We start from the raw sequence: 13879 nt of genomic DNA on the forward strand, positions 1-13879 counted from the left end.
CCGGCCCGGTACATCTCGTCTGAAATAAATCCGGGAGAGAACGACAAATGGATGCCGCCGAGCTGCGCGCCATGCAGGCGCCGATCAAGGAACGCTACAAGGCCGACCCGTCCGCCGCCGTGATCACCTTGAAGGCCAAGGGCGAGGTCGGGCAGGAGGGGCTGACCTGCAAGCTCGAGACCGGGCGCGCGATGGCGGTGGCCGGCCTGCATCCGGGGACCGGCGGCTCGGGGCTCGAGCTGTGCTCCGGCGACATGTTGCTGGAGGCTCTGGTGGCCTGCGCCGGCGTGACCTTGAAATCGGTTGCGACCGCAGTCGAGGTGCCGCTCAAGAGCGGCCACGTGTTCGCCGAAGGCGATCTCGATTTCCGCGGCACGCTCGGCGTCGACAAGGAGGCGCCGGTCGGCTTCCAGGAAATCCGTCTGCGCTTCGAGGTCGACACCGACGCGCCGCAGGACAAGCTCGACCTCCTGCTCAAGCTCACCGAGCGCTATTGCGTGGTCTATCAGACCATCAAGAACGGCCCGAAGGTGTCTGTCAGCTTGAAGCGGGTGTAGTGCGCGGCGGCGCTGCGGCTGAGGAGACAAGCTGTTGAGGCTCGCTCGGTCTGCGCCTCCCCCGCCTGCGGGGGAGGTCGCCTCGCATCGCCGATGCGAGGCGGGTGGGGGACTTCTCTCCACACGGCACACCCCATCATCGCCACCCGAGCCGCGCCCCCACCCCAGCCCTCCCCCGCAGGCGGGGGAGGGAGCCCACCGCCTGCGCAGCATGAACTGATGTCCCTCGATCCCTCCTTCCTGCTGCTGCTGGCTCTGCGCATGGCGATCGCGGCGTCGTTCGTGGTGTCGGCGTCGATGATCGCCGAGCGCACCGGCCCCGTGATCGGCGCGCTGGTCGCGACCCTGCCGATCTCGGCCGGCCCGACCTACGTCTTCCTGGCGCTGGATCACGATGCCGCGTTCATCGCGCAGGGTGCGCTGACCAGCCTGCCGATCAATGCCGCCACGATCTTCCTCAGTCTCGCTTACGCCGTGCTGGCGCAGCGCCGCAGCGTGCTGGTGGCAAGCGCCACCGCGGTCGCGGTGTGGCTCGGTCTCGCCGCGCTGATCAAGAGCGTGCAATGGACGCTCTTGATGGGCATCGTCGCCAACATCGTCACTTTCGCGATCTGCCTGCCGTTGTTGCAGCGCTATCGCCATGCCAAGATGCCGCTGATCACGCGGCGCTGGTACGACGTGCCGCTGCGCGCCTCGCTGGTGGCAACGCTCGTCGCCACCGTCACCTCGGTCTCCGGCTGGGCCGGCCCCAGCGTCTCCGGCATCCTGGCGCTGTTTCCCATCGTCTTCACCTCGATGATGCTGATCCTGCAGCCGCGCATCGGCGGGCCCGCGACGGCGGCCGTGCTGGCCAACGGCGCCTGGGGCCTGATCGGCTTCTCGCTGGCCGTGGTGGCGCTGCACCTCGGCAGCCTGCACCTCGGCGCCGCCGCCGGCCTGAGCGGCGCGCTGGCGACCTGTGTCGGCTGGAATCTCGGACTATGGTGGCTGGGGCGACGGAAGGTCGCTGCGGTCCGATAGGTCTCTCCACGTCATTGCGAGCGAAGCGAAGCAATCCAGGGCTGCGGGCGGGACTCTGGATTGCTTCGGCGCAAGGGCGCCCCGCAATGACGACCAGCTACGACTTCGGCAATTTCGCCTTCAGCGCATACAGCGCGTCGATCGCCTCGCGCGGCGTAATCTCGTCCGGATGCAGCGCCTTCACCGCGGCGATCAGCTCTTCCGCTTCCTTCGACATGGTGGGCTCGACCGCCGCGCGCGACGGCACCGCGAACAGCGGCAGATCATCGACCAGCGCGCGGGCGTTTTGGCCGCGGTCGGCGGCCTCCAGTTTCGCCAGCACCGATTTGGCGCGGCTGATCACGGCCGGCGGCAGGCCGGCGAGCTTCGCCACCTGGATGCCGTAGGAGCGGTCGGCGGAGCCGGGCAGCACCTCGTGCAGGAACACGACATCGCCCTGCCATTCCTTGACGCGGACCGTGGCGTTGAACAGCCGCGGCAGCTTTGCGGCGAGCGCCGTCAGCTCGTGATAATGCGTGGCGAACAGCGTGCGGCAGCGGTTGCTCTCGTGCAGGTGCTCGATCGCCGCCCAGGCGATTGAGAGGCCGTCGAAGGTCGCGGTGCCGCGCCCGATCTCGTCGAGGATGACCAGCGCGCGCTCGCCGGCCTGGTTGAGGATCGCCGCGGTCTCGACCATCTCGACCATGAAGGTCGAGCGCCCGCGCGCCAGATCGTCGGCGGCGCCAACGCGCGAGAACAGCCGGTCGACGATGCCGATGCGGGCCCGGCTCGCCGGCACGAACGAGCCGATCTGCGCCAGCAGCGTAATCAGCGCGTTCTGGCGCAGGAAGGTGGACTTGCCCGCCATGTTCGGGCCGGTGAGCAGCCAGAGCTGACCGCTCTTGTGCCCCGGCGTCGGCGACAGGTCGCAGGAATTGGCGATGAACGGCTGCCCCTCACGCTTGAGCGCCTGCTCCACCACCGGATGACGGCCGCCCTCGATGGCGAAGCCCAGCGAGCCGTCGACCTCCGGGCGCACATAATTGTCGTCGACCGCGAGCTTGGCCAGCGCAGTGGCGACATCGAGCATCGCGAAGCCGTGCGCGGCGGCGCGCAGATCGTCGCCGATCGCGAGCGCCTGTGCGCACAGCCGGTCGAAGATCTCGAGCTCGAGATTGAGCGCGCGCTCGCCGGCATTCGCAATCTTGGCCTCGATCTCGCCGAGCTCTGATGTCGTGAAGCGCACCTGGCCCGCCAGCGTCTGGCGATGGATGAAGGTCGCATTCAGCGGCGCCGACATCAGCTTGTCGCCGTGCTGCGCGGTGACCTCGACGAAGTAGCCGAGCACGTTGTTGTGCCGAATCTTGAGCGCTTTCACGCCGGTCTGGTCGGCGTAACGCGCCTGCATCGAGGCGACGACGAGGCGCGAGGCGTCGCGCAGATTGCGCGTCTCGTCGAGCGTCGCATCATAGCCGGATCGGACGAAGCCGCCATCGCGCTTGATCAGCGGCAGCTGCTCGTCGAGCGCGCGCGCAAATTCTTCCGCCAGCGCGCGCGCCGGCCGCGCCAGCGCGGACATGACCGACGCCACCTCCTGCGGCGGCTGGTCGAGCGCCGACAGCCGCGCCAGTGCCTGGTCGGCCGCAACGATACCGTCACGCAGAGCGGCGAGATCGCGCGGACCGCCGCGGCCGACGGACAGCCGCGCCATCGCACGGGTCATGTCGGGCGCGCCGCGCAGGATCGAGCGGATGTCCTCGCGCGCGGCGCTGTCGGCGACGAAGACGTTGACGGCATCGAGCCGCCGGCCGATCTGCACCGGCTCCGTCAGCGGCGCGGCGAGCCGCTGCGCCAGCAGGCGCGAGCCGGCCGAGGTCACCGTGCAGTCGATGGCGTCGAGCAGCGAGCCGCGGCGCTCGCCGGCGAGCGTGCGCGTCAGTTCGAGGTTGGCGCGCGTCGCCGGATCGATCGCCATCGTGCTGCCGGTCGCCTCGCGCGCCGGCGGCGCCAGCGGCGGGCGCTGCCCCACTTGCGTACGTTCGACATAGGTGACGCAGGCGGCCGCCGCGGTCGCTTCCAAACGCGACAGCACCGCGAGGCCGTCCATGGTGGCGACGGCGAAATAGTCGCACAGCCGCCGTTCGGCGGTGGCCCCGTCGAACACGTCGCGCGTGAGCGGCGTCACCGCGGCGAGCTCGCGCAGCACCGGCTCGAACGCTTCGTCCGAGTACAGCGCGTCGGAGACGATGACTTCGTTGGGATTGATCCGTGCCAAGGTCGCCGTCAGCTCGGCGAACGCGCATTCGGTGACGATGAAGTCCGACGTCGAGATATCGATCCAGGCAAGCCCGAGCCGGTCGCCGCCGGAGGAGCCGCGGCTGCGCGCGATCGACAGCAGATAGTTGTTGGCGCGCGCATCGAGCAGATTGTCTTCCGTCAGCGTGCCCGGCGTGACCACGCGCACCACGCCGCGCTTGACCACGCTCTTGTTGCCGCGCGCCCGCGCCGCCGCCGGATCCTCCATCTGCTCGCAGACGGCGACGCGGATGCCTTGCGCGATCAAGCGATGCAGATAGTCCTCGGAGCGCTCCACCGGCACGCCGCACATCGGGATGTCCTGGCCCAGGTGCTTGCCGCGCTTGGTCAGCACGATGCCGAGCGCTTTCGAGGCGGCTTCCGCATCCTCGAAGAACAGCTCGTAGAAGTCGCCCATCCGGTAGAACAGCATCAGCCCCGGATGCGCTGCCTTGATGTCGAGATACTGCTCCATCATCGGCGTGAGCTTGGCCGGCGCCTCGGCGGGCGCGGCCGCAGGCACTGATTCTTGCGGAACCGGGGCGGAGATGGGCTGCTGGATCGTCATGGCGCGGAAACTAGCCAATTTGCCCGGACGGTCCTACCGCTTTGCAGGCGATGTCCCGGTTTTCCACGATGGCAATTTCTCCCCGATGGAGTGCCGAGATGATCGCAGCTTTCTCATCTTGTCATTCCGGGGCGTGCGCAGCACGAACCCGGAATCCACCCTGCGGCGGGTCGTGCGGCCCGATGGATTCCGGGCTCGCCGCGCTGTCGCGCGTCGCCCCGGAATGACGGAGAGACTTGAGGCTGCCGCCCTCAACTCCGGGACGGTGGCAACTTTTGCACCTCCCCCGCTTGCGGGGGAGGGGCGCACCGGTCGCGCGGAGATGGTGGGGACGTCGGCCGGCATGCATACCACCCCGCGCTCCCGTCATTTGACCTGCCTCCGGCGCACTCCTAAAACCGCCGTCAACTTCGAACAGAAACACTGATATCCCGGGAGAGAGCGATGCGAGACGTCTACATTTGTGATGCGGTGCGGACCCCGATCGGCCGGTTCGGCGGCGCGCTGGCCAAGGTGCGCACCGACGATCTCGCGGCCACCCCGCTCAAGGCGCTCAAGGCGAAGCATCCCAATCTCGACTGGGCTGCCGTCGACGAGGTGTTCTTCGGCTGCGCCAACCAGGCCGGCGAGGACAACCGCAACGTCGCGCGCATGGCGCTGCTGCTCGCGGGCCTGCCGGATTCAATTCCGGGCCAGACCTTGAACCGTCTCTGCGCCTCCGGTCTCGACGCGGTCGGCGCGGCGGGACGTGCGATCCGCGCCGGCGAGGTCGATCTCGCGATCGCCGGCGGCGTCGAATCGATGACGCGCGCGCCGTTCGTGCAGGGCAAGGCGACCGAGGCGTTCTCGCGCTCGGCCGAGATCTTCGACACCACGATCGGCTGGCGCTTCATCAATCCCTTGATGAAGCAGCAGTACGGCGTCGATTCGATGCCGGAGACCGGCGAGAACGTCGCCGAGGAATTCCAGGTGTCGCGCGCCGACCAGGACGCGTTCGCGATCCGCTCCCAGCAGCGCGCCGGAAAGGCCATCGCCTCGGGCTATTTCGCCGCCGAGATCACGCCGGTCATGGTGCCCGGCGGCAGGGCCGGCCCTGTGACGGTGGACAAGGACGAGCATCCGCGCCCCGAGACCACGCTAGAAGGTCTGGCCAAGCTGAAGCCGATCGTGCGCAATCCGGGCACGGTCACCGCCGGCAATGCGTCGGGCGTCAATGACGGCGCCGCCGCCATGATCCTCGCGTCGGAAGCCGCCGTGAAGAAGCACGGCCTCACGCCGCGCGCGCGCGTTCTCGGCCTCGCCTCGGCCGGCGTGCCGCCCCGCATCATGGGCATCGGCCCGGTGCCGGCGGTGCGCAAGCTGATGGAGCGGCTCGGCCTCAAGATCACCGATTTCGACCTGATCGAACTGAACGAGGCGTTCGCGTCCCAGGGCATCGCCTGCCTGCGCCAGCTCGGCGTCGCCGAGGACGCCGATTTCGTCAACCCGCATGGCGGCGCCATCGCGCTCGGCCATCCCCTGGGCATGAGCGGCGCGCGCATCGCGATGACCGCGGTGCACGGCCTCGAGGTCCGCGGCGGCAAGCGTGCGCTCGCCACGATGTGCGTCGGCGTCGGCCAGGGCGTCGCGCTGGCGGTCGAGACGATCAACTGACGAAGCGCTGAGCGCTTCGTCATTCCGGGGCAGCCCGCAGGCTGAACCCGGAATCTGGAGATGAGTCCTGCAATATCGAGATTCCGGGTTCGACGCTGGCGCGTCGCCCCCGGAGTGACGGAGTCCTGACGATGACCATCTCCCGCGAACAGGACGTCACGCCGGCGGTGCTGGCGGTGATGGATCGCACCGAGAACCCGCGGCTGCGCGAGATCATGGTGTCGCTGATCAAGCACCTGCACGGCTTCGTCCGCGATGTCAGGCTTACCGAGGCCGAATTTCGCGAAGCCGCCGCCATCATCGCCGAACTCGGTCAGCGCACCAACGACAGCCACAATGAGGTCGTGCTGATGGCCGGCTCGCTCGGCGTCTCGCCGCTGGTCTGCCTGCTCAACAATGGCGATGGCGGCAACACCGAGACCGCGCAGTCGCTGCTCGGCCCGTTCTGGCGGTTGAACTCGCCGCGCACTGACAATGGCGGCTCGATCGTGCGCTCGGCGACATCAGGCCCGGCGCTGTTCGTGCACGGTCGCGTGGTCGATCCGAACGGCGCGCCGGTCGCCGGCGCCGAGGTCGACGTCTGGCACGCCTCGCCGGTCGGCTACTACGAGAACCAGGATCCCGATCAGGCCGACATGAACCTGCGCGGCAAGCTCGTGACCGATGCCGATGGCCGCTTCTGGTTTCGCTCGGTGATGATGGTCGGCTATCCCATCCCGACCGACGGGGTCGTCGGCCGCCTGCTGAAGGCGCAGGGCCGCCATCCCTATCGCCCGGCGCATCTGCATGCGCTGATCGTCAAGCCGGGATTCAAGGTGCTGATCTCGCAGGTCTACGACCCCAACGACCCGCACATCGACAGCGACGTGCAGTTCGGCGTCACCAAGGCGCTGCTCGGCAACTTCATTCGCCACGACACGCCGCACCCGACCGAGCCCGGCGTCACCACGCCCTGGTATTCGCTCGAGCACGTCTACCGGATGGAGATCGGCGACACCGTGCTGCCGCGCGCGCCGATCAAGTAGCGCTTCGGAATATCCCTGCTAGTATGGGCAAGCTGCAACCCTGAAGGGACGGCGCCCACATGTCCTCCACCGACTTGCCGTCCGTTGCCAAGCCCGCCGCGTTGACGGCGACGATGCGTGAGGCGGGTGTGCTCGAGTCCGGCGCGGTCTCGGACGTCGCCGTGATCAGCGACCGGCCGATGCTGTTGTCGCGCATCATCCGCCTTGGTTTGTCCTATAGCGGCGCGGCCCCGGACGCGCCGAAGGCGTTGATCCTGAAAATCCCGATGCCGGCCTTCGCCAAGACGCTGTGGCGGGGCGGGCGCCACGAGGTCAATTTTTATCGCGGGCTGGCGCGGCTCATGCCGACGGGCCTCGTGCCCGGCTCTTACGGCGGCGCGTGGGACGAAGCCGCGCTCACCTGGCACTTGTTGCTCGAGGATCTCACCGACACGCACCAGACGGCGACGCCATGGCCGCTGCCGCCTGCGCTGCCCCAGGCCGAGGGGATCGTGCGGGCGCTGGCGCGGCTGCATGCGGCGTGGTGGGACGATCCGCGGCTTGGCGTGTCCATCGGCAGCTTTGCGACCGCGGACGAGCGCGCCGAGCGCGGCAGCACCTTTGCCGGCCACTATCAGCGCTTCGCCGATCAGTTGGGAGACCGCCTGAGCGCGGACCGGCGCGCGGTCTACGAACGCCTGATGGCGGCGACGCCGCGGCTCTCGGAACGCTATCTGTCGCGGCGAAACCTCAGCATTGCGCATGGCGACGCGCATGTCTGGAATTTTCTGGTGCCGAAGGCCGCCGACAGCGACGACGTGCGCGCGTTTGATTTCGACCAGTGGCGGATCGGCGTGCCCGCGAACGATCTCGCCTACATGATCGCGCTGCAAATCTATCCCGACCGTCGGGCGCGGATCGAGCGGCCGTTGCTCGACAGCTATCATCAGACATTGGTCGCAGGCGGTGTGACCGGCTACGACAGGGCGGCACTGGATCAGGACTATCGTCTCGCCGTGCTCTGGCACATCGCCCAGCGGGTCTGGCAATGGGCGATCCAGCTCCCGCCGGTGATCTGGTGGAATAATCTCGAGCGCATCTTCCTTGCGTTCGACGATCTCGGCTGCCGCGAATTGCTGGACTGACGGCGCTTCCCTCGCGACAGGGCCGCACGCGCGCGGCGAGATCTTTGTCGCTACACGTCACTGCGGTGCATTTGCCGGCGTCGCTAGCAGCCCCCTTAACGATCACCAGAGATTGTTCGCCGGCCTTAAACCGCCGGCCAGCATCGGCGCGACATATCGGCATGGGCATGGCGTTCGACATGGTCACGGAAGGGAGCGGCGTTCTTGGATCGGGAGCTGGCTTGCTAAAGCACGGATATTGTGCTTTAACATTCCCGATGGCCGGAAGCACTTACGATCAGGCTGTTCGCTACCGTCTGCTCCTCTCCCCCGAGGCGCGGGACGCGATCGAGGCGACCTTCGCCGACTATGCCCTGATGATGGACATGCTCGACGAGATCGCTGCTGGCAAAGGCATCGGCGCCAATCTCGTCACGCTGCACGGCCATGCCTACGACCCGATCCGCAAGGCCACGCGGCTGCCGTCGCGCCTCGTCACGCTCGGCTTGCGCGACCGTGCCGCCTATCGCGCCGCCTCGAATCCGCGGCTGCCGCTCGACGACCGTCTGGTGAATGTCAGGAATGCCGGCATGTTGTCGCTCGGCACCGCGCGCGGTCGCTTCGCGATCCCGTTCGAGGTGACCGGCTACGTCGCGGGCTGGCCGCACGCGACGCCGGCGCAGCTCGTGCGAACGGACGAAGATGACTTCGAAGTCCATTTCGGCGTTACCGCAACGTCACACGCTCGTCTCAGCCCAACCGTCAGCCCACGAAAGGACCACGTCATGCTCGCCGAACACGCGCCGGCCCCCGACACGCTCCTGTCACGCGCCGGGCGCCTCATCGCCGGGATCGCCTATGGAGCGATCGAAAAGGCCGAGGACAAGAACCGGGTCGCGCTGGTCAGCCAGGCGATCCGCGAGATCGAGCAGGCCGAGCGCGAATCGCGCGAGAGCCTGTCGCATGCGCGCGCGGAGGAATATCGGCTCAATGCACGCCGCGCCGAGATCGAGCGCGAGACGACCGTGCTGGCCGAGCAGATCCGCGTCGCGATCGTCGAGCACCGCGACGACCTCGCCCGCGCCGGCATCGCCCGGCAGATGGATCTCGAAGCCCAGTTCGAGGTGCTGTCGAAGGCGATCGACGAGAATGCCGAGCGCATCGATGCGGTGCTGACGACCCTGCGTGCGATTCTGTCGAGCCTGCAGGACGCGCAGGCGCGTCTCGCCGAGCTCGAGCACAGCGAGGCGCTCGCCGACCAGCCAAAGGCCACATCGCGCAAGGGGCCGGATGCCGGCCTCGCCAAGGCCGCGCGCGCCTCCCGCGTCATCGCCCGCGCCACCGGCGTGCCGGAAGGCATCCCGCCGTCGCCCGACATCGACGAATTGTCGAAGCTGAAGCGTGACAAGGACATCGTCGAGCGGCTGGCGCGGCTGAAATCGCAGAATTGAACGGGCGGGGGCGCGTCGTCCCATGACCATCGTCGACCATTTCATGCAACCCGAGGTGCGGCCGTTCGCGATTGCCGCCGTGATGATCGTTCTGGTCGGCGGCGTCGAGATCGGCTCGATGCTGATCGGCCTGTCGATCAGCGAGCTGCTCGGCCAGACCGTCGATCTCGGTCACGACGGCCACAGCACCAGCGTCGGCCACGTGCTGTCCTGGATCAATGTCGGCGGCGTGCCGCTGATGATCTGCATCCTGCTCGCGCTCGGCATCTTCTCGATCACGGGCTTTCTGATCCAGGATGCCGCGCGGCTGGTGGCGGTGGCGCTGCCGCCAACGGCCGCGGGCGTGCTCGCCGCCGTCGTCACGGTGCCGCTGCTGCGGCGCTCGACGCGCTACGCGGCGCGGCTGGTGCCGCAGGATGAGAGCTATGCGGTCGGGCTGTCCGATCTCGTCGGCCGCACCGGCGAGGTGGCGGTCGGCCCGCTCGATGGCGGGCTGCCCGGCCGCGTCCGCGTCAAGGACGTCCACGGCAACTGGCACATGGTGACGGCCTCGGCCGCGCCGGGCTCGCCGTCCTTGCCGGTGGGCGCGTCGGTTCTCCTCGTCGACCGCAAGGATGGCCGCTTCATCGCGATCGCCGCAGCCGACGAGCTCACGAACTCCAAGACACCTTAGTTCCAAGACACTTTCCTCAACCCGAAAGTAAATCCCATGTTTGATCTGGTTCTGCCTGCGTCGATCGGCGTTGTGCTGCTGGTCGTTCTCGGCACTGTCTTTGCCGTTCTCTACCATCGGTCCACCCGCGACGAGGCGTTCGTGCGTACCGGCCTGGGCGGCAAGAAGGTGGTGCTCGACGGCGGCGCCGTGGTGCTGCCGATCTTCCACTCCATCGCGCGTGTCAACCTCAAGACCTTGCGGCTCCGCGTCGAGCGCTCGAAGAAGGATTCGCTGATCACCAAGGACCGCATGCGCGTCGACATCGACGCCGAGTTCTACGTGCGCGTGAAGCCCGACGTGGATTCGATCGCACTGGCGGCGCAGACCCTCGGCGCCGTCACCAACAATGCCGAATTGCTGCGCGACCAGGTCGAGGCCAAGTTCGTCGACGGCCTGCGCTCGGTCGCAGCCACGATGGAGCTGTTGGACCTGCAGGAGAAGCGCTCGGATTTCGTCAAGCACGTCCAGGCCGCAGTCGAGGCCGACGTGCAGTCCAACGGCCTGGAGCTCGAGTCTGTATCGTTGACCAAGCTCGACCAGACCGACATCTCGTTCTTCAACGCCGAGAACTTCTTCGACGCCGAAGGCCTGACGCTGTTGAAGACGGTCACCGAGACGCGGCGCCGCGACCGCAACGCGATCGTGCGCGACAACGAGGTCGCGATCGCGCAGAAGGACCTCGAGGCGCGCCAGCTCACGCTCCAGATCGAGCGCACCAAGAAGGAGGCCGAGCTCAGCCAGGAGCGCGACATCGCCAACAAGACCGCGAGCACCCGCGCCGAGGTCGCAAGCGCGACGCAGACGGCGTGGCAGACCGAGGAGAATGCGCGCATCGAGGCGCAGCAGAAGATCGCGCAGCGCGAGGCGGAAGCCTTGAAGGTGCGAGAGACCGCGGCGATCGAAAGCAATCTCGCGATCAACCGCCGCAAGACCGACGCCGACCGCGAGATCCAGATCGCGACGCAGGACAACGACATCCAGATCGCGACCAAGAGCAAGGAAACCTCGGAAGCGCGCGCGGTGGCCAAGGCGGCCGAGGCGCTCGCGGTCTCTGCGGAGGAAAAGGTGACGACGGCGCGCGCCATCGAAATCGCCGACCGCGAGCGTCAGACCGCGGTCATGGCGGCGCGGAAAGAGGCCGAGCAGCGCTCGACCGGCATTACCGTTGCCGCCGAGGCAGAAAAGCGCGCCGCGGTCGATCGCGGCGAGGCGGCCAAGACCCTGGCCGAGGCGGAGGCCGAGGCCAACAAGATCAAGGCCGTCGGCGTGCGCCAGATCGGCGAGGCGGAAGCCGCGGTCATCCTGATGAAGAACGAAGCCCAGAACAAGCTCGGCAGCAACGTGATCGATTTCGAGCTCGCCAAGCAGCGCATCGCGACCATGCCGGCCGCGCTCGGCGAGATGGTCAAGCCGATCGCCAATCTGAAGGACGTTCGCATCCTGCACACCGGCGGCGCGTTCGGCGGCAATGGCGGTGCCGGCGGCAATGTCGGCTTCGGCGAAGGCCTCGCCGGCGAACTGCTGCGCGTGCACGCGCTGAAGCCGTTGATCGACGAGATCCTGGTGCAGTCCGGCTTCAAGCCCGGCGACGATCCGGTGCAGGCGCTGGCCGGCGTGATCCTGCCGACGGCCGAGGCCAGTCCCGCTGCCGCACCGGCGAAGATCGAGCCGCTGCAGAAGCCGTAGGCCAAAATGTGAAAAGGGAGGCCCCGGGGCTGGGGGCGGCGCTGGAGGAGCCACCGCCCCCGCCCGGCACATCACGAGTGGGGCGCTCATGAGGTGCAGTCCCTGCGCGCAACTCATACGCAGAGAACCGAGTGGGGTGAGCAGAAGATAGCCGGAAACGCGCCGGATTGAAGTTACAAATCCATCACGTCGCGGTCACCTTTTTGCTATCCCGCCCCCACCCTGTCTCGACAGCGCGCGCATTTTCCGTCGCGGGGGAAGCGGTCACTCCATGACGGCGTGGTCGGCCGGGGCGGACTGCGCGCGCAACGCGGTGCGCGTCGAGCCGATCATGACCGCGAGCGGGATCGAGACCAGGATGAACGTCATGACCAGCTGGTAGTCGTGCGAGAATGCCAGGATCTGCGCCTGCACGGTCACCATCGCGTCGGCCATCGCGCGCCCGGCATCGGTGGACAGGTTCAGGAGGCCGGCAACATTGGGCATCTGCAGCGCGTGATTGAACGGGTTGATGTGCTCGACCAGGATCGCGTGGTTGCGCCGTGTTCCCTCGGTGAGCTGCGCGATCGCGATCGAGATGCCGATCGAGCTTGCGACATTTCGCACCAGGGTCAGCATCGAGGTTCCATCAGTCCGCAACTCGCCCGGCAAGGTCAGGAATGCCACGGTCGAAAGCGGCACGAACACGAGGCCGAAGCCGAACCCCTGCATGATGCTGATGGTGATGATCTCGGGCACGCCAGTCTGGTCGGTCCACGCCGTCATCTGGAACAGCGACACTGCGGTCAGCGCCAGGCCGACGATGATCAGCGTGCGCGCCTCGATATAGCGCAAGAGACGCCCGACCAGCATCATCGCGACGAAGGTGCCGCAGCCGCGGGTCGCGAGCAGCACGCCGGCGGTGATGATGGGATAGCCGATGACGTTCTGCAGGAACGGCGACGACAGCGCCATGGTCGAGAAAAGCACGAGGCCCATCACCGTCATGAACACGCAGCCGCCGACGAAATTGCGGTCCTTGAACAGCGCGAACTGGATGAACGGCCGCTGCGTCGTCAGCGAATGCGCCAGGAAGTAATAGAAGCCGACGGCGGCGATGATGAACTCGATGATGATCTCGTTGCTCTCCAGCCAGCCCTGATCCTCGCCGCGGTCGAGCGCGATCTGCAGCGAGCCGATGCCGATGGCGAGCGCCGCGAAACCGAACCAGTCGAAGGTCAGCTCCGCGTTCGGCTTGGTCTCCTCCATGAACGCCATCAGGCCGAGCACGGTCACGGCGCCGAACGGCAGGTTGACGAAGAACACCCAATGCCAGGAATAGGTCTCGGTCAGCCAGGCGCCGAGCGACGGCCCCATGATCGGGCCGAGCATCACGCCCATGCCCCAGATCGCCATCGCCTTGGCGCGCTCATGCAGCGCGTAGGAGTCGAGCATGACCGCCTGCGACAGCGGCACCAGCGAGGCGCCGAACACGCCCTGCAGGAGGCGGAACAGCACCATCTGGGTGATGTCCTGGGCGAGCCCGCACATCACGGAGGCGATGGTGAAGCCGGCCGAACAGACGATGAAGGTGCGCTTGCGGCCGAAGCGGTTGGCGATCCATCCCACCGGAGCGGTCATGATCGCGGCCGCGACGATGTAGGACGTCAGCACCCAGTTGATCTGGTCCTGCGAGGCCGACAGCGTGCCCTGCATGTAGGGCAGCGCGACGTTGGCGATGGTGGTGTCGAGCGCCTGCATGATCGTCGCCGTCATGGCGCAGATCGTCACCATGTTCCGGCGGAAGCCCGGAACTGCGGATGAGGCCGCCGCAGGCGCGGTCATGAC

Annotated in this window: 10 protein-coding genes; 8 read left to right on the forward strand and 2 right to left on the reverse strand. The window is 67.6% G+C overall.

Translation table 11 applies throughout. The features are described from left to right. The first annotated feature begins 47 nt into the window (after nt 1-47). Together QW887_RS26865 and QW887_RS26870 are read left to right on the forward strand one after the other, a co-directional pair. Complete coding sequence (locus QW887_RS26865; protein ID WP_315715155.1) at nt 48-557, forward strand: OsmC family protein; 510 nt, start codon at nt 48-50, stop codon at nt 555-557. A 219-nt stretch (nt 558-776) separates the two neighbouring features. Further along, entirely contained in the window at nt 777-1577 is an 801-nt protein-coding gene (locus QW887_RS26870) for a hypothetical protein (RefSeq protein ID WP_316195391.1), read from the forward strand. A gap of 97 nt (nt 1578-1674) precedes the next feature. Here QW887_RS26870 and mutS read toward each other — a convergent pair whose 3' ends face one another. Further along, a complete protein-coding gene (gene mutS / locus QW887_RS26875; RefSeq protein WP_316195392.1) occupies nt 1675-4419 on the reverse strand; it encodes a DNA mismatch repair protein MutS in 2745 nt (914 codons plus the stop codon). A gap of 444 nt (nt 4420-4863) precedes the next feature. Here mutS and pcaF point away from each other — a divergent pair, with 444 nt between their 5' ends. From pcaF to QW887_RS26905, 6 genes are all read left to right on the forward strand, one after another. Continuing rightward, nucleotides 4864-6072, forward strand: coding sequence for a 3-oxoadipyl-CoA thiolase (pcaF, locus tag QW887_RS26880; protein ID WP_316195394.1), 1209 nt, complete (start codon nt 4864-4866; stop codon nt 6070-6072). A gap of 131 nt (nt 6073-6203) precedes the next feature. Further along, nucleotides 6204-7097 carry a dioxygenase gene (locus tag QW887_RS26885; protein ID WP_316195396.1) on the forward strand — a complete coding sequence of 298 codons (894 nt, stop codon included), beginning with the start codon at nt 6204-6206 and terminating at the stop codon, nt 7095-7097. 59 nt (nt 7098-7156) lie between these two features. Continuing rightward, nucleotides 7157-8221 carry a phosphotransferase gene (locus tag QW887_RS26890; RefSeq protein WP_316195397.1) on the forward strand — a complete coding sequence of 355 codons (1065 nt, stop codon included), beginning with the start codon at nt 7157-7159 and terminating at the stop codon, nt 8219-8221. 257 nt (nt 8222-8478) lie between these two features. After that, nucleotides 8479-9651: a PspA/IM30 family protein gene (locus QW887_RS26895; protein WP_316195487.1), complete on the forward strand. Its 1173-nt coding sequence runs from the start codon at nt 8479-8481 to the stop codon at nt 9649-9651. Between the two features lie 22 nt (nt 9652-9673). After that, entirely contained in the window at nt 9674-10324 is a 651-nt protein-coding gene (locus QW887_RS26900; RefSeq protein ID WP_316195399.1) for an OB-fold-containig protein, read from the forward strand. A gap of 36 nt (nt 10325-10360) precedes the next feature. Further along, complete coding sequence (locus QW887_RS26905) at nt 10361-12052, forward strand: flotillin family protein (protein ID WP_316195401.1); 1692 nt, start codon at nt 10361-10363, stop codon at nt 12050-12052. 264 nt (nt 12053-12316) lie between these two features. On the opposite strand, the gene QW887_RS26910 is transcribed toward QW887_RS26905, so the two are convergent. Then, the gene (locus QW887_RS26910) at nt 12317-13876 is read right to left on the reverse strand and encodes an MDR family MFS transporter (RefSeq protein ID WP_316195403.1); all 1560 of its coding nucleotides are present in this window, start codon (nt 13874-13876) and stop codon (nt 12317-12319) included. Nucleotides 13877-13879: the final 3 nt, after the last annotated feature.

This window comes from Bradyrhizobium sp. SZCCHNRI3052, from assembly GCF_032484895.1.
Lineage (GTDB): Bacteria > Pseudomonadota > Alphaproteobacteria > Rhizobiales > Xanthobacteraceae > Bradyrhizobium.